19 protein-coding genes are annotated in these 21999 nt (G+C 74.0%); 10 read left to right on the top strand and 9 right to left on the bottom strand.

Annotated elements, in window-relative coordinates; translation table 11 throughout:
• Positions 1-21 precede the first annotated feature (21 nt).
• Genes OOJ91_RS17370 through OOJ91_RS17350 form a run of 5 tightly spaced genes read right to left on the bottom strand, consistent with a single transcriptional unit; the run spans position 22 to position 7553 of the window.
• The gene (locus OOJ91_RS17370) at positions 22-1110 is read right to left on the bottom strand and encodes a uroporphyrinogen-III synthase (RefSeq protein ID WP_266246219.1); all 1089 of its coding nucleotides are present in this window, start codon (positions 1108-1110) and stop codon (positions 22-24) included.
• Entirely contained in the window at positions 1110-1457 is a 348-nt protein-coding gene (gene nirD / locus OOJ91_RS17365; RefSeq protein WP_266246218.1) for a nitrite reductase small subunit NirD, read from the bottom strand. The genes OOJ91_RS17370 and nirD overlap by 1 nt, the downstream gene beginning before the upstream one ends.
• Positions 1454-3988: a nitrite reductase large subunit NirB gene (nirB, locus tag OOJ91_RS17360; protein WP_266246216.1), complete on the bottom strand. Its 2535-nt coding sequence runs from the start codon at positions 3986-3988 to the stop codon at positions 1454-1456. Before nirB ends, nirD begins: the two co-directional genes overlap by 4 nt.
• Entirely contained in the window at positions 3985-5424 is a 1440-nt protein-coding gene (locus OOJ91_RS17355) for an FAD-dependent oxidoreductase (RefSeq protein WP_266246214.1), read from the bottom strand. Before OOJ91_RS17355 ends, nirB begins: the two co-directional genes overlap by 4 nt.
• Positions 5421-7553 (bottom strand): molybdopterin oxidoreductase family protein, encoded by a 2133-nt coding sequence (locus OOJ91_RS17350; RefSeq protein ID WP_266246211.1) that lies wholly within the window; start codon positions 7551-7553, stop codon positions 5421-5423. Before OOJ91_RS17350 ends, OOJ91_RS17355 begins: the two co-directional genes overlap by 4 nt.
• A gap of 274 nt (positions 7554-7827) precedes the next feature.
• Here OOJ91_RS17350 and OOJ91_RS17345 point away from each other — a divergent pair, with 274 nt between their 5' ends.
• From OOJ91_RS17345 to glmM, 7 genes are all read left to right on the top strand, one after another.
• The gene (locus tag OOJ91_RS17345) at positions 7828-8523 is read left to right on the top strand and encodes a class I SAM-dependent methyltransferase (RefSeq protein WP_266246208.1); all 696 of its coding nucleotides are present in this window, start codon (positions 7828-7830) and stop codon (positions 8521-8523) included.
• 83 nt (positions 8524-8606) lie between these two features.
• The gene (locus OOJ91_RS17340) at positions 8607-8864 is read left to right on the top strand and encodes a DUF6364 family protein (protein WP_266246207.1); all 258 of its coding nucleotides are present in this window, start codon (positions 8607-8609) and stop codon (positions 8862-8864) included.
• Positions 8854-9147 (top strand): hypothetical protein, encoded by a 294-nt coding sequence (locus tag OOJ91_RS17335; RefSeq protein ID WP_266246205.1) that lies wholly within the window; start codon positions 8854-8856, stop codon positions 9145-9147. Before OOJ91_RS17340 ends, OOJ91_RS17335 begins: the two co-directional genes overlap by 11 nt.
• Positions 9148-9278: 131 nt before the next feature.
• Positions 9279-10661 (top strand): nitrate/nitrite transporter, encoded by a 1383-nt coding sequence (locus OOJ91_RS17330; protein ID WP_266246203.1) that lies wholly within the window; start codon positions 9279-9281, stop codon positions 10659-10661.
• Between the two features lie 209 nt (positions 10662-10870).
• The gene (gene rplM / locus OOJ91_RS17325; protein ID WP_007465158.1) at positions 10871-11314 is read left to right on the top strand and encodes a 50S ribosomal protein L13; all 444 of its coding nucleotides are present in this window, start codon (positions 10871-10873) and stop codon (positions 11312-11314) included.
• A gap of 20 nt (positions 11315-11334) precedes the next feature.
• Positions 11335-11817 carry a 30S ribosomal protein S9 gene (gene rpsI, locus OOJ91_RS17320; protein ID WP_266246197.1) on the top strand — a complete coding sequence of 161 codons (483 nt, stop codon included), beginning with the start codon at positions 11335-11337 and terminating at the stop codon, positions 11815-11817.
• A 117-nt stretch (positions 11818-11934) separates the two neighbouring features.
• A complete protein-coding gene (gene glmM, locus OOJ91_RS17315; RefSeq protein ID WP_266246194.1) occupies positions 11935-13293 on the top strand; it encodes a phosphoglucosamine mutase in 1359 nt (452 codons plus the stop codon).
• A 30-nt stretch (positions 13294-13323) separates the two neighbouring features.
• Here the strand turns inward: glmM and OOJ91_RS17310 are convergent, their stop codons facing one another.
• Together OOJ91_RS17310 and OOJ91_RS17305 are read right to left on the bottom strand one after the other, a co-directional pair.
• Positions 13324-14511, bottom strand: a complete 1188-nt coding sequence (locus OOJ91_RS17310) for a pyridoxal phosphate-dependent aminotransferase (RefSeq protein ID WP_266246192.1) — start codon at positions 14509-14511, stop codon at positions 13324-13326.
• Between the two features lie 89 nt (positions 14512-14600).
• Positions 14601-15128, bottom strand: coding sequence for an MmpS family transport accessory protein (locus tag OOJ91_RS17305; RefSeq protein WP_266246189.1), 528 nt, complete (start codon positions 15126-15128; stop codon positions 14601-14603).
• A 728-nt stretch (positions 15129-15856) separates the two neighbouring features.
• On the opposite strand from OOJ91_RS17305, the gene glmS reads away from it, so the two are divergent.
• Positions 15857-17770 carry a glutamine--fructose-6-phosphate transaminase (isomerizing) gene (glmS, locus tag OOJ91_RS17300; protein WP_266246188.1) on the top strand — a complete coding sequence of 638 codons (1914 nt, stop codon included), beginning with the start codon at positions 15857-15859 and terminating at the stop codon, positions 17768-17770.
• A gap of 57 nt (positions 17771-17827) precedes the next feature.
• Here glmS and OOJ91_RS17295 read toward each other — a convergent pair whose 3' ends face one another.
• Together OOJ91_RS17295 and OOJ91_RS17290 are read right to left on the bottom strand one after the other, a co-directional pair.
• A complete protein-coding gene (locus tag OOJ91_RS17295; protein WP_266246185.1) occupies positions 17828-19585 on the bottom strand; it encodes an alpha/beta hydrolase in 1758 nt (585 codons plus the stop codon).
• The gene (locus tag OOJ91_RS17290) at positions 19582-19878 is read right to left on the bottom strand and encodes a hypothetical protein (protein ID WP_266246183.1); all 297 of its coding nucleotides are present in this window, start codon (positions 19876-19878) and stop codon (positions 19582-19584) included. The genes OOJ91_RS17295 and OOJ91_RS17290 overlap by 4 nt, the downstream gene beginning before the upstream one ends.
• 175 nt (positions 19879-20053) lie before the next feature.
• Here OOJ91_RS17290 and OOJ91_RS17285 point away from each other — a divergent pair, with 175 nt between their 5' ends.
• Both OOJ91_RS17285 and OOJ91_RS17280 read left to right on the top strand, forming a co-directional pair.
• Positions 20054-20422: a holo-ACP synthase gene (locus OOJ91_RS17285; protein ID WP_266246182.1), complete on the top strand. Its 369-nt coding sequence runs from the start codon at positions 20054-20056 to the stop codon at positions 20420-20422.
• 54 nt (positions 20423-20476) lie between these two features.
• Positions 20477-21946, top strand: coding sequence for an NAD(P)H-hydrate dehydratase (locus tag OOJ91_RS17280; RefSeq protein WP_266246181.1), 1470 nt, complete (start codon positions 20477-20479; stop codon positions 21944-21946).
• Positions 21947-21999: the final 53 nt, after the last annotated feature.

Here is a 21999-nt window from a genome sequence, read left to right as displayed (position 1 = left end):
ACGACGCGTTCAGGGCGTGCCCTAGTCGACCCGGAGCCGGTAGCCGCGCTTCACCACTGTCTGCACCACGCGCGGCGCGCGCAGGCCGGCCCGTAGGCGTGCCACGGCCATCTCCACCGCGTGCTCGTCGGCGCCCCGGGGGAGGGTCCGCAGCAGCGCCGTGCGCGACAGCACCCGCCCGGGGGCCTGGGCCAGCGCCCGCAGCACCGCCATCGGGGCGGGAGCGAGAGGGCGTAGCTCGCCGTCGATCACCGCGGCGTGCCCGCGCAGGGTGAGCAGGTGCCCGCCGGCCTTGAACGTCACGGTCCGGCGGGGCAGCTCGTCGACGATGGTCCGCACCAACGCGCCCAGCCGGGCCCGGGCAGGAGCGCTCACCGGCACCCCGTGGCGCAGCAACGGTTCGGCGGTCACCGCGCCGACGCAGCTGGCCAGCACGTCGCCGCGGAACGCGGACACCACCGCGTCGGTACGGTCCCCGGCGGCCCGCAGCAGCGCCTCGACCGCCGGCGCCGAGGTGAACGTCACCGCGTCCACCAGCCGGCCGGTGATCAGGTCGATCAGCCGGTGCAGCGGCGCCGGGTCGGTAGGCGGCGCCCAGCGGTAGACCGGCACCTCGATCACGGTCGCGCCGGCCGCCTCCAACGCGAGCGTGCACTCGGGCTGCCGCTCACCGTGCAACTGCATGGCGATCACCTGCCCGGCCACGCCGCGCCGGCGCAGGTGATCGACCACCTCGTCGCAGCTCTCCGACGCCGGTGACCACTGGTCGTGCAGCCCGGCCGCCCGGATCGCGCCGCGCGCCTTCGGGCCCCGGGCGACGACGTACGAGCTGGCGAGCACCGAACGCAGTGGTTCGGCCAGCCCCCAGCCCTCGGCGGCCTCCAGCCACCCGCGCATCCCGATGCCGGTGTTGGCCATCAGGATGTCAGGTGGCTGGTCCAGGCAGGCGCGGGTCGCCTCGCGCAGTTCCGTGTCGTCGGACAGCGGCACGATCCGCAGCGCCGGGGCGAGCACCACGCGGGCGCCCCGGCGTTCGAGCAGCGCGGCCAACTCGTCGCGCCGCCGGTCGGCGGTCACCCCGATGGTGAAGCCGGCCAGTTCTTCCCGCATCAGCCCTCCCGTCGCAACCGCACTTCGACGATCCCGTCATGGCAGCGCGTGTCGTGCCGGGCCACCGCCATCCCGGGCAGGTCGAGGCAGTCGCCGTTGCGCAGGTCGTACACCTGCTTGTGCAGCGGCGAGGCAACCGTCGGTACACCGCCGCGGCTGCCCACGATGCCCCGCGACAGCACGTACGCCCCGGAGACCGGGTCGCGGTTGTCGATCGCGAACAGCCCGTCCACGGTGTGGAAGAGGGCGACCTGCACGCCGTCGACCAGGGCGGCGACGCCCCGGTTGGGCTCCAGCCGGTCGAGGGGGCAGACAGCGGTCCAGTCGAGCGTGGTCGTGTGGGTCATCGCCGTACCTCCGGAAGGCCGAGTGTGACGGGTTGCCGGCGGGCGTCTGCCGGCGTGGACCGGGTGGTCGTCAGGGCCCGTGCCGGCACCGGCTGGCCGCGTTCCACGGCGAAGGTGATCGACGGATCGGGCACGTCGGGGGCATTGACGAAGGAGGTGTAGCGGCGCAGCCGCTCCGGGTCGTCGAGCACGTCGCGCCACTCGTCGGAGTACGACGTCACGTGCCGGGCCATCGCCGCGTCCAGGTCGGCGCAGAGCCCCAACGAGTCGTCCACGATGACCGCGCGCAGGTGGTCCAGGCCGCCGTCCATGGCCTCGATCCATCCCGCGGTGCGTTGCAGCCGGTCGGCGGTGCGGATGTAGTAGATCAGGAACCTGTCGATGAGCGTGACCAGCTCCTCGGTGGACAGGTCGGTGGCGAACAGGTCGGCGTGGCGGGGCCGGAAGCCGCCGTTGCCGCCGACGTAGAGGTTCCAGCCGGTCTCGGTGGCGATGATGCCGAAGTCCTTGCTGCGGGCCTCGGCGCACTCCCGGGCGCAACCGGAGACCGCCGACTTGAGCTTGTGCGGCGCGCGCAGTCCGCGATAGCGCAGCTCCAGCGCCACGGCCAGCCCCACCGAGTCCTGCACCCCGTACCGGCACCAGGTCTCGCCGACGCAGGACTTCACGGTGCGCAGCGCCTTGCCGTACGCGTGGCCGGACTCGAAACCTGCGTCCACCAGGCGCCGCCAGATCTGCGGTAGCTGCTCGACCCGGGCGCCGAACAGGTCGATCCGCTGCCCGCCGGTGATCTTCGTGTAGAGCTGGAAGTCCCGGGCGACCTCGCCGATGACGATCAGCTTCTCCGGGGTGATCTCGCCGCCGGGGATGCGGGGCACCACCGAGTAGCTGCCGTCGCGTTGCAGGTTGGCCAGGAAGTGGTCGTTGGTGTCCTGCAACGACGCCTGCTCGCCGTCGAGCACGTGCCCGCTGCCCAGCGACGCGAGGATCGACGCCACCACCGGCTTGCAGATGTCGCAGCCGCGTCCCCGACCGTGCTCGGCGATGAGCTGGGAAAACGTGCGGATGCCACGGACGCGGACGATCTCGAACAGCTCCCGCCGGCTGACGTCGAAGTGCTCGCACAGCGCTGTGGACTGCGCCACCCCGGCCGCGTCCAGGAGCTGCTTCAGCATCGGCACGCAGGAGCCGCAGCTCGTGCCGGCACGGGTGCACGCCTTCAACGCCGGCACGTCCGCGCAGCCGCCCGCGATGGCGTCGTCCACGTCACCGCGGGTGACCGCGTTGCAGGAGCAGACCTGGGCGGTGGCGGGAAGCGCTCCGGCGTCCGCGCCGCCGCCCTCGGGGGCGAGCAGCGCCAGTGGGGCAGCCGGCAGCGGGCCGCCCACGCTGGCCCGCAACGTCGGGTACGCGCTGGCGTCGCCCACCAGCACCCCGCCCAGCAGGGTGTGCGCGTCGTCGGAGAGGACCAGTTTCGCGTAGACCCGGGTGGCCGGGTCGGTGAACGTGACGTCCAGGCAGCCCTCGGTGGCACCGTGTGCGTCGCCGAACGACGCCACGTCGACACCGAGCAGCTTCAGCTTCGTGGCGGTGTCCGCGCCCGGGAAGGTCGCCGCGCCGCCGACCAGCCGGTCGGCGACCACCTCGGCCGTCGCGTACCCGGGGGCGACCAGGCCGTGGCAGGTGCCGTCGACAGCCGCGCACTCGCCGACGGCCCAGATGTGCTCGTCGGCGCTGCGGCAGGTCTCGTCGACGAGCACCCCACCCCGCGGACCCAGCGGCAGGCCGGCGGCCCGTGCCAGCTCGTCGCGGGGCCGGATGCCGGCGGCCACCACGACCAGCTCGGCGTCGACCACGCGGCCGTCGGACAGCTCCAGAGCGGCGACCGCGCCGTCGGCCCCGGCGCGGATCGCGGTGGTGGCCACCCCGAGGTGGGTACGCACACCCAGCTCCTCGACGTAGCGGCGCAGCATCGCGCCACCGGCCTGGTCCACCTGCACCGGCATCAGCCGGGGCGCGAACTCCACCACGTCGGTGCTCAGGCCGAGCAGGCGCAGGGCGTTCGCCGCCTCCAGCCCGAGCAAACCGCCGCCGATCACCGCGCCGACCCGTCGACCCTGCGCGTACGTCCGGATCGCCGCCAGGTCGTCCAGGGTCCGGTAGACGAAGACCCCGGGCAGCTCGGCGCCGGGCACCTGTGGCACGAACGGGTATGACCCGGTGGCCAGCACCAGCGCGTCGTAGGCGTACTCGCCGGCGGCGGTGGTCACCACCCGCCGGGCGCGGTCGATTGCGGTGGCCGGCTCACCGAGGCGCAGCCGCACCCCGTCGTGCGGGGTGTGCACGTTCAGCTCGTCCTCGCTCACCCCGTCGAAGTACGCCGAGAGCCGCACCCGGTCGTACGCCGGACGCCCCTCCTCGGCCAGCACTGTCACCCGCCAACGGCCCTGCGGGTCGCGGGCGCGTAGCGCGTCGACGAAGCGCTGCCCCACCATGCCGTTGCCGATGACGACCAGGTCCTGACCGCTCATCGCGTCACCTCCACAGATTCCGCCTCGGACAGCCAGTCGACGATGCCGCCTACCGCATCCCGGCACCCGCCGCACCCGGTGCCGGCCCGGGTCCCCGCCGCCACCGCGTCGACGGTCCGCGCGCCGGAGCGCCAGCAGCGCACGAGCGCTCCCTTGGTCACGGTGTTGCACTGGCAGACGACTGCCGCGTCCGGCATCAGCGCCGGTGACGCGCTCGGCGCCGCGCCGGCCCCGCCGAGCGCGCGGCCCAGCAGCAGGGCCCGCCGGTCGGTCGGCACCGGGTGACCCCTGTCGAAGAGCTGGATCACCGTGCCGACCGCCGGGTTGTCGCCGAGCAGGATCGCGCCGATCAGCCGTTCGTCGTGGATCCGTAGGCGGGCGTACGTACCCCGGGCCGGGTCGGCGAAGGTCAGCTCCTCGCCCGGCCCGCCGCCCGCCGCGTCGCCCATCGCGGCCAGGTCGATCCCGGCTGCCTTGAGTCGCGTCACCACCGGCCGGGGTCGGTAGCGGGCCAGCGGGTCGGTGCCGGTGAGCACGTCGGCGAGCACCCGGGCCTGGGCCCAGGCGGGTGCGACGAGTCCGGTGAGCGTGCCGTCGTGTTCGGCGCAGTCGCCGATCGCCGAGACGCTCCGGTCGTTGGTGCGCAGCCGGTCGTCCACCACCACACCGCGTCGCACCGTCAGCCCGGCGGCCTGCGCGAGGGCGGTGTCCGGGCGTACCCCGCAGGAGAGCACCAGCAGGTCGGCGTGCAGCGACCGGCCGTCGGCCAGGTCGAGGCGGACGCCTGTGTCGTCGGCGACGACTCCGGTCGCCGGCACCGCGAGCTGGATGGTGACGCCGAGCCCGGCGAGCGTCCCGGCGAGCACCGCGCTGGCCCCGGGGTCGAGCTGCCGCTCCATCAGGTGCCCGGTGTGGTGCACCACTGTGGTGGCGAGCCCGCGTGTCGCCAGGCCCCGGGCGGCCTCCAGGCCGAGCAGCCCACCGCCGAGCACGAGGGCGCTGCGCGCGCCGTCCGCCACGGCGAGGATCCGGCGGCAGTCGTCCAGGGTCCGGAAGGGGACGACCCGCCGCGGCAGGTCGGTCGGGTCGAGGCCGGGCAGCGGCGGCACCACCGCCCGCGCGCCGGTGGCCAGCACCAGATGGTCGTAGGAGATCCGTTCGCCGTCGCCGGTGCGGACCTCGCGGGCGGACCGGTCCACAGCGGCCACCGGCACGCCGGGACGCATGTCGATGCCGTGCCCGGCGGCCTCGGTCAGCTCCACGTCCGGTTCGGCGATCCGGCCCGCCAGCAGCGTGGAGAGCATGATCCGGTTGTACGCGCGGTGCGGCTCCGCTCCGAGCACTGTCACCTTCCGGTCGCCCTCGCGGGCGTGCAGCTCGGCCGCGAGCCGGGCACCGGCCATCCCGTTGCCGACGATCACCACTCGTGCCGTCATGCCTTCTCCACCCGGACCGCGCAGATCTTGAACTCGGGCATCCCGGAGATCGGGTCCACCGCGTCGTTGGTCACCGAGTTGGCCCGGCCGGCGCCGGGCCAGTGGAACGGCGCGAAGACCGTGTCCGGTCGGATCCCCGTGCTGAGGCGGGCCGGCGCGCGCAGCTCACCCCGGCGGGACGTGACCCGCACCGGGTCGCCGTCGTCGATGCCCAGCCGGGCCGCCAGGTCGGGGTGCAGCTCGACGAACGCCTCGGGCGCGGCGCGGCGCAGCGCGGCCACCCGGCGGGTCTGCGTGCCGGACTGGTACTGGGCCAGCACCCGGCCGGTGGTGAAGTGCAGGGGGTACGTGGCGCAGACCTCCTCGGCGGCGGGCCTGTGGTCCACGGCGTGGAACCGGGCCCGGCCGTCCGGGGTGCCGAACCGGTCGGCGAAGAGCCGTGGTGTGTCCGGCCCGTCCGCGCTGGGGCAGGGCCAGAAGACGCCGTCGTCGGCGTCGATCCGGTCCCAGCTGATCCCGGCGTAGTCGGCGACCCCACCGGCGGAGGCGCGGCGCAGCTCGGCGAACACGGTGGCCGGGTCGACCGGAAACCGCGCCGTCGCGACGGTGGCGGCCGCCTGGTCCGGGGCCAGCCGCGCCGCCAGGTCGGAGAGGATGGCCAGGTCGGTCCGGACGCCAGGCGGAGGTGGGCGCAGCGCCCGTCGACGCAGCACGCGGCCCTCCAGGTTGGTCATGGTGCCGTCCTCCTCGGCCCACTGCGCGGTGGGCAGCACCACGTCGGCAAGCGCCGCCGTCTCGGAGAGCAGCAGGTCGGCGACGACCAGCAGGTCGAGGTCGCGCAGCCGGCCCTCGATCCGGGCTGCCCGGGGAGCGGAGACCACCGGGTTCGAACCGAACACCAGCAACGCCCGAGGGCCGTCCGCGGTGCCGAGCGAGTCGAGCAGTCGGTAGGCCGGCACGCCGGGGCCGGGCAGGTCGTCGGCCGGCACGCCCCACACACCGGCGACGTGCTCCCGGGCCGCCGGGTCGTCGATCTTGCGGTAGCCGGGGAGCTGGTCGGCCTTCTGCCCGTGCTCCCGCCCGCCCTGACCGTTGCCCTGGCCGGTGAGGCAGCCGTACCCCGAGCCCTCGCGGCCGGGCAGGCCGAGAGCGAGAGCGAGATTGACGTACGCGCTGACGGTGTCGACGCCCTTGGCGTGCTGCTCGGCGCCGCGCGCGGTCAGGATGATCACGCGGCCGCCGGTGCCCAGCGCCCGGGCGGTCGCCTCCAGGTCGGCCACCGGCACGCCGGAGAGCTGTTCCGCGCGGGCCGGCCACCAGGCGGCGACGCTGCGGCGGACCGCGTCGAAGCCGCTGGTCCGCTCGGCCACGTACGCCTGGTCGACCCAGCCCTCGGTGACCGCGATGTGCAGCAGCGCGTTGGCCACCGCGAGATCGGTGCCCGGCAGCGGTTGCAGGTGCAGGTCGGCCTGGCGGGCGGTGGCGGTGACGCGGGGGTCGACGACGATGAGCCGGCCGCCACCCCGGCGCTGCTCGGTGAGCCACCGCACCAGCGGCGGCATGGTCTCCGCCGGGTTGGCGCCGACAAGCAGGAGTGTGTCGGCCCGGCCGAGGTCGGCAAGCGGAAACGGCAGCCCCCGGTCGACGCCGAAGGCGCGCAGCCCGGCGGCGGCCGCCGAGGACATGCAGAACCGTCCGTTGTAGTCGATGTTGCGGGTGCGCAGCGCGACCCTGGCGAACTTTCCGAGCGCGTACGCCTTCTCGTTCGTCAATCCGCCGCCGCCGAAGACGGCGACCGCGTCCCGACCGGAGCTGTCCTGGATGGCGCGCAGACCGCTGGCGACCCGGTCCAGGGCGGCGTCCCAGGTCGCCGGGCGCAGTTCGCCGCTGACCGGGTCGCGCAGCAGTGGGGTGGTCAGCCGGTCCGGGTGGTCGAGCAGCTCGGCGGACGTCCAGCCCTTCTGGCAGAGCCCGCCCCGGTTGGTGGGGAACTGGCGGGGGAGCACGCTCACCCCGGCGTCGTCCTCGCGCAGCGTCATCCCGCACTGGAGGGCGCAGTACGGGCAGTGCGTCGCCACCTCCCGGGGGGTCCGCCCCGGTCGAGTTGCCGGCTGTGCACCGTCTGTCATGTCCAGAAAGCGTGCCGCCGGGCGGTTTCCGGTCCGGGTCCCTTCTGTTTCGGTCCTGTCAAGTGGGGCTCACACCGCACAGGGGCAACCCGAAGAACGGCTGGTCGCCAACGGTCGCCCCAACCAACGGCGGCCGGGGCGGGTTCCGTGGGGATCTTGGACAGTTTCCGTTCTCGCGCAACGGAAACTGTCCAAGATCTGGGCAGGTCGAGGGCATCCCCGGTATGTGGTGTTTATAATGTGGGAAATCTGTCTCAAAGTTTGGGAGACGCTGATGAGCGTGGCGGACGTCTTCGACGCGGTGGCCGGCACCTACGACGAGGCGCGTCGGCGACTGATCCCCTGCTTCGACGCGTTCTACGGCGCGGCCGTCGAGGTGGCGGCGCCACCACTGCGCGCCGCGCTGGCCGCCGGCCGTACGCCTGAGGTGTTGGACCTGGGCGCGGGCACCGGCCTGCTCTCGCTGCTGCTCGCCGCGGCGGTGCCCGGGGTTCGGCTGACCCTGGTGGACGGGGCGCCGGCCATGCTCGCCCGCGCCACCGAGCAGTTGCGCGACCGGGGCGTGCCGCACCGGACCGTCCGGGCCGACCTGTCCGACGAGCTGCCGCCCGGCCGGTACGACGCGGTGGTCAGCGCGCTGGCGATCCACCACCTGGACGACAACGGCAAGCGGACGCTCTACCGGCGGGCCGCCGCGTCACTCGTGCCCGGTGGCGTCTTCGTCAACGCCGAGCAGGTGGCCGGCCCGACACCGGCCCTGGACCGGCGCTACGACGAGGTGTGGCTGGCGCGGATCACCGAGCTGGGCGCGTCCACCGACGAGATCGCGGCTTCCCGGGAGCGGATGCGGCACGACAGGCCGGCGACCGTCGCCGACCAGTGCCGGTGGCTCGCCGAGGCCGACCTGGTCGACGTCGACTGCTACTTCAAGGAGTGGCGCTTCGCCGTGTTCGGTGGCCGGGCCCGGTGACGGTATGGGCGTTTCGGCGGCCGGGGGCGAGCCGGCCGACGTGTGGATGACTGACGGTCATACCGCTGGGTAGTCTCAGCGGCATGACTGCCAAGGTGACGCTGTCGTTCACGGACGAGACGATCGAGGACGCCCGACGCTTCGCCAAGCGCGAAGGGCTCTCCCTCTCGGCGTGGATGGACCAGGCCGCCCGCGAGAAGGCGCTGCGCGAGGTCTTCACCGCGCACGCCGCCGCCGTGGGCCGCGCCGGCCTCGACCTGGAGTCCGCAGCCCTCGCCGACGCCCGCGAGGTGGGCATGGTCAACGACCTCTTCGCCGGCGGACGGCCGCGTGCTGCGTAGGGGCGAGGTCTGGCGCATCGAGGGCGCCCGGGAACGCCTCGGGCTCGTGATCAGCTCGGACGTCTACAACTCCACAGACGTGCCCATCGTGATCGTGGTCGAGGTGGTCGAGGAGTCGCTGCTGCGCGACTCGCCCCTGGCCGTGTCGATGGGCCGGTACGTGGTGATGCCCGACCGGATCTCCGCGCCGATGAAGAAGTGGTTCAGCGAGTGCGTGGACGTCGCCGACACCGACACCATGCTCCGGGTCGGTCGCGCCCTGCGCATCCTCCAGGAGCTCTGAGCCTCCCTACCTCACCATCGCCGCAGGCCCGTGGTGCGGCAGCCGTTTCCGGGCCGACCCGTGACGGGCACTGCCAGGTAACCCCGCCTTCCTAGCGTTCCACCTCGTCGCATCGACGAGGAGGAGCCGCCGTGAGCACGCTCACCAGCACCGCAGTCACCACCGCGCCACCCGCCGTCGCCGGGCGTCGACCTCCGCTGGAGGACTGGCGGCCCGAGGACCCCGACTTCTGGCGTACGACAGGCGCCCCCATCGCCCGCCGCAACCTCTGGGTGTCGATCTTCGCCGAGCACGTCGGCTTCTCCGTGTGGAGCCTCTGGTCGGTGACAGTGCTCTTCCTCGGCCCCGCGTACGGCATCGACCCGGCCGGCAAGTTCCTGCTCACCGCCGTGCCGGCCGCGCTGGGGGCGGTGCTGAGGCTGCCGTACACACTGGCGGTGGCCCGCTTCGGCGGACGGCGCTGGACGACTATCAGCGCGCTGCTGCTGCTGGTCCCGACGGTGCCGATGACTGTGCTGCTGGAACCCGGGGTGTCCTACTCCACACTGATGGTGCTCGCCTGCCTCACGGGCGTCGGCGGCGGCAACTTCGCCTCCTCGATGGCGAACATCAACCTGTTCTACCCGTCCCGGCTCAAGGGGCGGGCCCTCGGGCTCAACGCCGGTGGCGGCAACCTCGGCGTACCCGCGGTGCAGCTGGTCGGACTGGCGGTGCTCGCCACCGCCGGCGCGGCGTACCCCCGGCTGGTGCCCGCCGTCTACCTGCCGCTGATCGTGCTGGCCGCGCTGGCGGCGACCCGCTGGCTGGACACCGTGCCCGGCGCGCGCAACGAGCCCGGTGCGCTGCGCGAGGCCGCCCGGGACCCGCACACCTGGATCATGTCGCTGCTCTACATCGGCACCTTCGGCTCGTTCATCGGGTTCGGCTTCGCGTTCGGCCAGGTGCTCCAGCTCCAGTTCGCCGAGCGGTTCCCCACCCCCGTCGACGCCGCCTGGCTGACCTTCCTCGGGCCGCTTGTGGGCTCGCTGATCCGGCCGCTGGGCGGCCACCTCGCCGATCGGCTCGGCGGGGCCCGGGTGACCTTCTGGAACTTCGTGGCGATGGCGCTCGGCGCCGGCACGGTGCTGTACGCAGCCCGCGAGCGCTCGTTCGGGCTCTACCTGGCCGGGTTCCTCGCCCTCTTCGTCTTCTCCGGCGTCGGCAACGGCTCCACGTACAAGATGATCCCGGCGATCTTCCGGGCCCGGGCGGCGGACGCCGTGGCCGCCGGCACACGCGACCCGGAGGCCGCCGCGCGGTGGGCGCGGAGGATGACCGGCGCGTTGATCGGCATCGCCGGCGCGATCGGCGCCTCCGGCGGGGTGCTCGTCAACATCGCCTTCCGTCAGTCGTTCCTCGGCTCCGGCAACGCCGATGCCGCCTACCTGGCGTTCATCGGCTGGTACGCGCTGTGCATCGCGGTGACCTGGGTCGTCTACAGGCGTCCGGGGTCGCACCGGCTCGCCGGGGTATGATCCGGGTCACGGCCGGCGCGTCGCCGCGCGGCATCCCACCCCCGTTTTGACCTGCCGATGGGGCGCCGGGTATCGTTGCCTGCTGTTGTACGACATCCAGAGGCGTGCCCTATCAGGTACGCTTGGTCGTTCGTGCGCGCTGGTCCGGCCTGCTAGCTCTGGTCACCTCGGCGCGCGACCCCAGACCGACGACGAGACAAGGTAGACCTGTGCGTACGTACAGCCCGAAGCCGGGTGAGATCGAGCGTCAGTGGCACGTCATCGACGCCTCTGATGTCGTGCTGGGCCGCCTGGCCACCCACGCCGCCACGTTGCTGCGTGGTAAGCACAAGCCGACTTTCGCGCCGCACGTCGACACGGGCGACTTCGTCGTCATCGTGAACGCGGGCAAGGTTGCGCTGACCGGCAACAAGCGCCAGACCAAGGTCGCTTACCGCCACTCCGGTTACCCGGGTGGTCTGAAGCAGGTCGGCTACGACGAGCTGCTGACCAAGCGCCCCGAGCGGGCCATCGAGCTGGCTGTGAAGGGGATGCTCCCGCACAACAAGCTCGGCCGTCAGCTGATCAAGAAGCTGAAGGTCTACGCCGGCGCCGAGCACCCGCACCTCGCGCAGCAGCCGGTGCCGTTCGAGATCAAGCAGATCGCGCAGTGAGCGCGGGCGAAGGAAGCAGCATGACCGACATCATCGAGACCGAGGCCGCCCCGGAAGCCACGGAGGCCCCCGAGGTCACCGAGGCGCCGGCGCCCGTTGCCCGCGCGCCTCGTGGTGACCGGCCGATCCAGACCGTGGGCCGCCGCAAGGAGGCCATCGTCCGGGTTCGCCTCGTCCCGGGCACCGGCAAGATCACCTGCAACGGCCAGGACCTCGAGGCGTACTTCCCGAGCAAGGTGCACCAGCAGCTCATCAAGGACCCGCTGGTCACCGCCGAGAAGCCCGAGCAGTTCGACGTCATCGCCAACCTGCGTGGCGGCGGCACCACCGGCCAGGCCGGTGCGCTCCGTCTCGGCATCGCCCGCGCGCTGATCATCAACGAGCCGGACGACCGCCCGGCCCTCAAGAAGGCCGGCTTCCTCACCCGGGACGCCCGGGTCAAGGAGAGCAAGAAGTACGGCCTCAAGAAGGCCCGTAAGGCTCCCCAGTACTCGAAGCGCTGATCTTTTCCAGCGCGTTGTACTTCTGACGGACGGCCGGTCCGCCTCCCCTCGACCGGGGAGGTGGGCCGGCCGTTCCGCTTTCTCCTTCTCGGTAGTGCTCATCGGAGGTTGGCGGGTATGGGTCGGTTGTTCGGCACGGACGGCGTACGCGGGCGGGCGAACGCTGATCTCACGCCCGAGTTGGCGCTCGCACTCGCCGTGGCCGCCGCGCACACGCTCGCCGAGACGGACCGCAGCCATCCGCCGCTCGCCGTCGTGGGCCGGGACACCCGGGCCAGCGGGGAGATGCTGGAGGCCGCGGTCGTGGCCGGGCTGACCAGCGCCGGCGCCAACGTGGTACGCGTCGGCGTGCTGCCCACCCCTGCCGTGGCGTTCCTCACCGCCGAGGCGAAGGCCGACCTCGGGGTGATGCTCTCCGCGTCACACAACCCCATGCCGGACAACGGCATCAAGCTCTTCGCCGCCGGCGGGCACAAGCTGCCCGACGAGATCGAGCTGCGGATCGAGGCGGCCGTCGAGACGAACGCCACCACCGCCTGGGACCGACCCGTCGGCGCCGGCGTCGGGCGGGTGCACGACCTGCTCGACGGCGCGGACCACTACGTCCAGCACCTCGTGAGCACCGTGCCGCACCGGCTCGAAGGGATCAAGGTCGTCGTCGACTGCGCCAACGGCGCCGCCGCCGAGGTCGCCCCCGTCGCGTACCGGGAGGCCGGGGCCGAGGTCATCGCGATCCACGCCGAGCCCGACGGGCTCAACATCAACGACGACTGCGGCTCCAACCACATCGAGGCGCTGCGCGAGGCCGTCGTCGAGCACGGCGCCCACCTGGGCATCGCCCACGACGGTGACGCCGACCGCTGCCTGGCGGTCACCGCGGACGGCGACGAGGTCGACGGCGACCAGCTGATGGCGATCCTCGCGCTTGCCATGCGGGAGGCCGGCACGCTCACCCAGGACACCCTGGTGGCCACCGTGATGAGCAACCTCGGCCTGCGGCTGGCGATGTCCGCGCAGGGCATCCGGCTGATCGAGACCAAGGTCGGCGACCGGTACGTGCTGGAGGAGCTGCGCGCCTCCGAGCTGGCGCTCGGCGGCGAGCAGAGCGGCCACATCGTCATGCCCGCGCACGCCACCACCGGCGACGGCGTCCTCACCGGCCTGCACCTGATGGCCCGGATGGCCGCGACCGGCAAGTCCCTCGCCGAGCTGGCGTCCGTGGTCACCAAACTGCCGCAGGTGCTGATCAACGTGCCGGTCGGCGACCGTACCGTCGGCGCCGCCGCGCCTGCCGTCCGTGCCGAGGTCGAGCGGGCCGAGGCGGAGCTGGGCGAGACCGGCCGGGTGCTGCTGCGCCCGTCGGGCACCGAACCGCTCGTCCGGGTGATGGTCGAGGCCGCCACCGAGGCGACGGCCCGCGAGGTCGCCGAGCGGATCGCCGCCCTCGTGCGTACCGCCAGCCCCGCCGCGTCGTAGCCGAGCCGGCCGGGGCGTTCGCCCGGCGCGTCAGCGGGTCAGGGCGCGCAACCGGGTGACCGCCTCGGTCAGCACCTCCGGGCGCTTGCAGAACGCGAACCGGACCAGTCGCCGGCCGGCCTCGGCGTCGTCGTAGAAGACCTGGGTCGGCACGGCCACCACGCCGCAGCGCTCCGGCAACGAGCGGCAGAACTCCACCCCGTCGACGCCGCCGAGGGCGGTGATGTCGGCGGTGACGAAGTACGTGCCCTCCGAGTCGAACACCTCGAACCCGGCGTCGGTCAGACCACCGACGAGCTGGTCACGCCGCTGCTGGAGACTGTCTCGGAAACCCGTGTAGTAGTCGTCGGGCAGGGCCAGCGCCACGGCCACCGCCGGTTGCAGTGGCGCGGCGTTGACATAGGTGAGGAACTGCTTCACCCGCAGCACCGCCGAGACCAGCGCCGCCGGGCCGCTCGCCCAGCCGACCTTCCAACCGGTGCAGGAGAACGTCTTGCCGGCCGACGAGATGCGCAGCGTCCGCTCCCACATGCCGGGCAGCGCGGCCAGCGGCACGTGCGGGCTGGACGCGTCCGTGAACACGAGGTGCTCGTAGACCTCGTCGGTGACCGCGTACGTGCCGTACTCCTGGCACAGCTCGGCAACCAGCGCCAACTCGGCCGGCGTGAACACCTTGCCGGTCGGATTGTGCGGTGAGTTGAGCAGCACCAGCCGGGTACGCGGCCCGAACGCCGCCCGCAGCGCCGCCGGGTCGAAGGCGTACCGGCCGTCCGCGCCGGGACGCAGCGTGACCGGCCGCCGGACCGCGCCGGCCAGCGCGATCGAGGCGGCGTACGAGTCGTAGTACGGCTCGAAGCAGACCACCTCGTCGCCCGGCTCGCACAGCGCGAGGATGCTTGCCGCCACCGCCTCGGTCGCGCCCGCCGTGATCACGATCTCGCCGTCCGGGTCGTACGCCAGGTCGTGGAACCGCCGCTGGTGGGCCGCCACGGCCGCGCGCAGGGCGGGTATCCCCGGGCCGGGCGGGTACTGGTTCTGCCCGCCGCGCAGCGCCTCGGCGGCGGCGGCCAGCATCTCCGGCGGGCCGTCCGTGTCCGGGAAGCCCTGGCCCAGGTTGACCGATCCGGTCCGTACGGCGAGGGCGGACATCTCGGCGAAGATCGTCGTGCCGAACGGCCGCATCCGGGCCACCAGCGGGTCGACATCGGTCGTCGTCACCTGCGCCAGCCTACGGGCACCCGGCGGCCGAACCTAGGGCGTGTGTCAGGGCCCCGGCTCGACCGAGGCTTCGACACACGCCCCGAGCCTCACTCGGGCTCGCAGCTCGTCGCCCAGGTCCCCGCAGTCTTGTTGACGACCGGTTTGCCGACGCCGGTGACCGTGACGGTGCAGTCGATCGGTCGCTCCTGATAGTCGGACCACCTGGCCTCCACCATGACCCGGCTCTGGCCGTCGGTCCGGATGGTGGTGCGCCAGGGCAGCTTCGCGCGGTCGACGTGGATGAGATCGCTCTCCGCGTCGAAGTACGCGATGTCCGCCTCGCCCGCCCCGGACACCTCGTAGACCACCGTCACCGGCGCCGGTCCCGACGTCGGGCGCGTGATCGGCTTCTTGGTGGGCGCGGCCGTGGTGGTCTCCGCGTCGGTGGGCGCGGTGGGCGCGGTGGGCTCCGGTGCGGCGGTCGGCGGCCAGCCGTCGTCGTACGGGTCGCTGTCGTACGGGTCCTCGGCGACGGAATCCGGGACCAGTTGGCTGATCAGGGGCCCGCCCACGCAGAAGCAGCCGCAGGCGGCGAGGACGAGCGCCGCGACCACCCCGACGACGATCCCGACCACCCGACCGTTGCCGCCGGGAGGACGGCCACCGACCTGCGGATAGCCGGGGTACAGATACTGCGGCGGGTAACCCGCTGGGGGATAGCCCCCTGGGGGATAGCCCGGTGGCGGGTGACCCGGGGGTGGCCAGGCTGTCGAACCGGGGGGCGTCCACGAGGTGCCGGTGGGATCGGGCGTCCAAGACGTGGACTGCGGCCCTGGCTGAGGTGTCGCCCCGGGCTGGGGTGTCGCGCCGGGCGTCGACGGCTCGGACGGGGCTCCGGGCGTCCAGGACGCGGACGGCGGGCCGGGCTCCCACGGCGCGGACGGCGGGCCGGGCGCCCAGGGCGACGGGGGTGCCCAGGGCTGGCTCGGCGCCAGCGGGTCGGGCATCGGGAAGGAGCCCGGCGCGGACCAGTCGGACGGCGGCGGTCCCGCCGTCGGATCCGGCGGCGTCGGGGTTGGCTCCGGGGGTGGCGTCGGGGACGCCTCGGGCGGCGGCGCGTCGGACATGGCTGCTCCGGGCGGGAGTGGGTATGGGGCCAACGGGCCAGGGGAGCGCGCCGAACCCGCCGGAAGACTGTCGTACCCGCTGGCCGTCCGCAACCCCGTCGGGTCGGTGGCACCGCGAGCGGGCCCGTGACACTCGTCCCATTGCCGCCTACCCACCACCGATCGCTCAAATTCGGTGCTTGTTTAGCCGACTTTCGAGCACCCATGCTGAGCGAAACTGGGTTAGGCTGCGGGCCATGTGTGGAATCGTGGGATACGCGGGCGCGCGCCCCGCACTGGGCATCGTGCTCGACGGGCTGCGGCGGCTGGAATACCGGGGCTACGACTCGGCGGGCGTCGCGATCGTCTGCGACGGCCAGCTGCTGACCGAGAAGAAGGCCGGCAAGCTCGCCAACCTGGAGAAGGTGCTCTCCGAGCGCGCCGCCGACGACCCGACCTCCTGTGCGGCCAGCCCGATCGGCATCGGTGACGGCACCACAGGCATCGGGCACACCCGGTGGGCCACCCACGGCGGGCCGACCGACCGAAACGCCCACCCGCACCTGGCCCCCGACGGCCGCGTCGCGGTGATCCACAACGGCATCATCGAGAACTTCGCCAAGCTCCGCGCCGAGCTGGAGGCCGACGGCGTCCAGTTCACCAGCGACACCGACACCGAGTGCGCCGCGCACCTGCTGTCCGCCGCGCTGGCCGACCTGCGCGCCGCCGGCCAGCCGGACGGTCCGCAACTGCTCGCCGCCGGCATGCGCGTCGTGTGCCAGCGGCTGGAAGGCGCGTTCACCCTGCTCGCGGTCGACGCCGGGGTGCCCGGCGCGGTCGTCGGCGCCCGGCGCAACTCGCCGCTTGTCGTCGGCCGGGGCGAGGGGGAGAACTACCTGGCCAGCGACGTGGCCGCGTTCATCGAGCACACCCGGGAGGCGGTGGAGCTGGGTCAGGACCAGATCGTCCTGATCACCGGCGACAGCATCGAGATCACCGACTTCGACGGTCAGCCCGCCAGCGGCAAGGACTTCCACATCGACTGGGACTCGTCGGCCGCCGAGAAGGGTGGCTACGACTGGTTCATGCTCAAGGAGATCGAGGAGCAGCCGCAGGCCATCGCCGACACGCTGCTCGGCCGGCTCACCGAGACCGGTGAGATCGCCCTGGACGAGGTCCGCCTCAGCGACCAGGATCTGCGCGACGTCGACAAGATCTTCATCGTGGCCTGCGGCACCGCGTACCACGCCGGCCTGGTCGCCAAGTACGCCATCGAGCACTGGACCCGGATCCCGTGCGAGGTGGAGCTGGCCAGCGAGTTCCGCTACCGCGACCCGGTGCTCGACAGGTCCACGCTGATCGTGGTGATCTCGCAGTCCGGCGAGACGATGGACACCCTGATGGCCCTGCGTCACGCCAAGGAGCAGAAGGCCCGCGTGCTGGCGGTCTGCAACACCAACGGCTCGACCATCCCCCGCGAGTCCGACGCCGTCCTCTACACCCACGGCGGGCCGGAGATCGCCGTCGCCTCCACCAAGGCGTTCCTCACCCAGGTCGTCGCCTGCTACCTGATCGGCCTGCACCTGGCCCAGGTCCGCGGGATCAAGTTCGCCGACGAGGTCGGCGCGGTCGTGGCCCAGCTTCAGGACATGCCGGGCAAGCTGCGCGAGCTGCTGGACCGTATCGAGCCCGTCCGGGAGCTGGCCCGCGAGCTGAAGTCCGAGCCCACAGTGCTGTTCATCGGCCGCCACGTCGGCTACCCGGTGGCCCTGGAGGGCGCGCTGAAGCTGAAGGAGCTGGCGTACATGCACGCCGAGGGCTTCGCCGCCGGTGAGCTGAAGCACGGCCCGATCGCCCTGATCGACAAGGGCACCCCGGTGATCTGCGTGGTGCCGTCGCCGGTGGGCCGGGGGATGCTGCACGACAAGGTGGTCTCCAACATCCAGGAGGTCCGGGCGCGCGGCGCGCGGACGATCGTGATCGCGGAGGAGGGCGACGAGGCAGTCGTCCGGTACGCCGACCACCTGATCTACGTGCCGCGTACGCCGACACTGCTGGCGCCGCTTGTCACCACGGTGCCGTTGCAGGTGCTCGCCGCCGAGATCGCCGCCGCCCGGGGGCACGACGTGGACCAGCCCCGCAACCTGGCCAAGTCGGTCACGGTCGAGTAGTCGTCGCCCACGTCCAAGGCCCCGGCGCACCGCCCCGCGGTGCCCGGGGCCCCGCCGTCAGCGGCCCAGCACCACGCGGGCCATCCCGTCCAGCGCCGGGTTGCCCGGCTCCCAGTAGCCGCTGTGCCCGCCGCGACCGCTGGGGAACACCCGGCCGCCGAACCCGGAGTCGGCCGGGTCGTGACCGAACCACAGCTCGTGGCCGGTCCGATCCGGCCAGGCCAGCACGGCGGCGAGCGGGGCGGCGCCGCGCAGGACACCGTGGCCCAGCTCGTCCACCGGCTTGGCCAGGCGGATCACGTCGTCCGGAGCCCTGCCGGCCCACACCTCTCCGGCCGGCACGCCAAGGTCGGCGGCGTGTGCCGCACCGACCCCCGGTGAGCCGACGAACATCAGCGCGTCGGCCGCCAGCCCGTGCTCCCGGGCGGCGACGCCCACCACCAGCGACCCGTAGCTGTGCCCGAGCACGGTCTGCCTCGCCGGCGGCCCCTCGTGGGTGGCGCGCAGACCCTCCTGGAACCGGTGCAGCGCCGGGCCGGCGTCCCGGGCCTGGCCGGCCGACGCCGCCTCGGTCAGGAAGTCCGGTGCGTCGTAGTCCAGCCACAGCACTGCCGCGCTGCGCTCACCCGGCGCGAGCGTGGCGCAGCGCTCCAGCACCCGGGCCGCCCGACCCAGCTCGCCGGATGCGTCGTCCAGCCCGGCGGTCATACCCGGCACGTACGTCAGCACCCGGTCGGCGTGGTCCGGATCGCCGAGCGCGACCACCACCCGACCCTCACCGGCCGGGTCCAGCCCCAGCAGGTACGCCCGCGGCTCCCCGGCCGTCAGGCGCTCGGCGAGCGCGTCCAGGCCCGCCAGCCGCGCCGCCACCCCCCGCAGCCGCAGCGACGCGAGCGGCCCCGGCGGCACCTGGGCCAGCAACCGTCGACGCTCGGCCAGCAACTCCGCACGCCGCGCACCGAGCCGCAGACGGTTGGCCTGGTCACGGGCGGCCACCGGCACCCCGTCCAGGCCGCCGACGAGGGCCGACTCGTGCCCGACCAGCCACCGTCGCTGCGCCGGGGTCAACCCGGACCACCAGGCGCGCACCAGCGCCGGTGTCGCCCCGGAGACCGGTCGGCCCGGCGGCGGTGGGGACGCCCAACCGGTGCCGGCGGCCCGGGCCAGCTCGTCCAACCGGTCGGTGGCCAGCCGGTCCGCCGCGTCGGCCAGCTCCAGCGCGCCATGGAGCGCCGCCGCCACCCCGGCCGCCGCCTCCGCCGCCGCCACGCCGGCTCCCGCCGCCGCTGCCCTCCCGGCCGCAGCCACACCCGTTCCGGCCGCACCCGTGCCGGCCGCACCCGTGCCGGCCGCACCCGTGCCGGCCGCACCCGTGCCGGCCGCACCCGTGCCGGCCGCACCCGCGCCGGCCGCACCCGTGCCGGCCGCACCCGCGCCGGCCGCTTGGGGATGAGCCGGATCGACGTGCACAGCGCCGGACCGGTCCACCACCAGGCCGGCCGCGTCGGCCCGGGCGACCGCCTCGGCGAGCCGCGCCTTCGCCACCACCAGCTGGCCGGCCAGCTCGGACAGCACCTGATCGGCCTCGATCAGCGCGGGCGTCACCGAGGACACCTCGCCCCGCAGGCCGGCCAGCCGAGCGTCCACCGCCACCGCGGCCGCGCCCGACCAGGCGCCTCGCAACCGCCCGGCGGAACCGGCCAGCTCGCCGGCGTGTCGTTCGACCGGACCTGTCAAGCCGGCCCAGGCCGCCCCGGCCGTCCGCCAGCCGCCCGGATCGGCGGCCCAGAGCTGCCGGTAGCCGACGCCGCTCACCGGGGCAGGACGGCGAACCGGCCGGCAGCCCGGTCGTCCACCGTCTCGTACGCCTCAGCAGCCGCCCGGACCCCACCGGCGGTTGCCGCCACGGCCGCCCCCAGCCGGCAGAACCACTCGTGCGTGGCCGACTCGAGCCCGGCCAGAGCCGTGGCGGCCCGCCAACCGGGCACCGGCACCAGCAGCCCGGTAACCCTCGCCAGGCCCCACGCCAACAGGTACGCCTCGTCGTCGAGCGCACCGGCCACGGCGCGCAGCTCCTGCGGTCGGACGGCGAACGGCTCCTCGGTCATGACCCCACCCCCGTGCACGATCGGCATTCCACGCGCTGACGCTAGGCAGCGCCGGGCCGTGCCGGAGTGCCCTGTGGACGCACCGGCTGCGGCCGTACCCCGGTGTGTCCACAGGCGTTGCCCACGGCGGGCCCGACGGCTAATCTGCGGCCTCCGCCGCCGGTAGGGTGGTCTGGTGATCGTCGCTGTCGGCATCGACGTCGTCCTGGTGGACCGGTTCACCCGGTCCCTGGCGCGGACGCCGCTGCTCGCCGACCGGCTCTTCACCGCGGCCGAGCGGGCCACCCGCGCGGGCACGCCACGCTCGCCCGAGTCGCTCGCCGCCCGGTTCGCCGCGAAGGAGGCCGTCGCCAAGGCGCTCGGCGCCCCGGCCGGACTGAGCTGGCACGACTGCGAGATCGTGCCCGATCCGACCGGCCGGCCCTGGCTGACCGTCTCGGGCAGCGTCGCGGCGGCGGCCGTCACGCGTGGGATCAACCACTGGCATCTCTCGCTGTCGCACGACGGCGGGATCGCGTCGGCGATGGTGGTCGCGGAACGGTGACGTCGGCCGGGTGGCCGTGGCGGCCCACCCGCGAGCGGAATGGGGCACGGTGACATGAGAGCGGTGTGGCGGGCAGCCGACGTACGGGCGGCCGAGGCGGGGCTGAAGGGCACACTGCCGGAGGGCACGCTGATGCAGCGGGCCGCCGCCGGCTTGGCCCGCCGGGCCGCCCTGCTGCTCGCCGAGCGGGGCGGGGTGTACGGCGCCCGGGTGCTGCTGCTCGTCGGCTCCGGCGACAACGGCGGCGACGCCCTCTACGCCGGGGAACGGCTGGCCCGCCGGGGCGTCGAGGTGTCCGCCCTGCTGCTCACCCCGGGGCGGGCGCACGCCGCGGGCCTGGCCGCGCTTCGCGCCGCCGGTGGCAGGCTGGTCGACCGCCCGACCGGTCCCGTCGACCTGGTCGTCGACGGCATCGTCGGGATCGGTGGTACGGGCGGGCTCCGGGCGAGCGCCGACGAGCTGGTCGAGCGCCTCGACGAGCTGCGCGGGCGCGACGGCGGTCGGGCCACGGTGCTGGCCGTGGACGTGCCGAGCGGGGTGGCGGTGGACACCGGGCACGTGCCGCTTGCCGCGTCCGGCCGGCCCACGGCGGTCCGCGCCGACGTGACGGTGGCCTTCGGCGCGTTGAAGCCCGCCCTGGTGGTCGGGCCGGCGGCCGTCCTGGCCGGGCAGGTGGAGCTTGTCGACATCGGGCTGCGGCCCTGGCTGCGGGGCACTCCCGCGCTGTGGGTCACCGAGTGGTCCGACCTCGAGCAGTGGTGGCCGGAGCTGGGCGCGGCGTCGGAGAAGTACACCCGGGGCGTGGTCGGGGTGGCGACCGGCTCGGCGACGTACCCGGGCGCCGCGGTGCTCTCCGTCGGCGGCGCGCTCGCCGGGCCGACGGGTCTGGTCCGCTACGCCGGTGGCGCGCGGGCCGAGGTGCTGCACCAGCACCCCTCGGTGATCACCACCGGGCGGGTCGGCGACGCCGGTCGGGTGCAGGCCTGGGTGTGCGGCTCGGGGCTGGGCACGGGCGACGACGCGGCGGCCGAGCTGCGGGCCGTCCTCGCCGCCCCGGTGCCTGTGGTGCTCGACGCGGACGCGCTGACCCTGCTGGTGGACGGCTCACTCGCCGACCGGCTGCGCGGCCGGGACGCGCCGATCGTGGTCACCCCGCACGACCGGGAGTTCACCCGGTTGTGCGGGGAGGAGCCCGGCGCCGACCGGGTCGGGGCCGCGCTGCGACTGGCCGCCTGGATGAACGCGGTGGTGCTGCTCAAGGGGGACCGCACGGTGATCGGCACGCCAGACGGCCGGGCGTACGTCAACCCGACCGGCTCCCCGGCGCTGGCCACCGGTGGCACCGGCGACGTGCTGGCCGGGCTGCTCGGCTCGCTCCTGGCTGCCGGGGTGCCGGCGGACCGGGCGGCGGCCTCGGCCGCGTACCTGCACGGGTTGGCCGGTCGGGAGGCGGCCCGCGGCGGCCCGGTGACCGCGCCCGACGTGGCGACCGCGCTGCGTCCGGTCATCGCCCGGCTGGGTTGATTGTTCCTGCTCAGGGGCGCCTGGCCGGTCCGCCGAGGCGGGCCGTGCGTCGC

The sequence above is a fragment of the Micromonospora lupini genome, assembly GCF_026342015.1.
Lineage (GTDB): Bacteria > Actinomycetota > Actinomycetes > Mycobacteriales > Micromonosporaceae > Micromonospora > Micromonospora lupini_B.
This window is presented reverse-complemented; position numbering and strand designations above follow the sequence as displayed.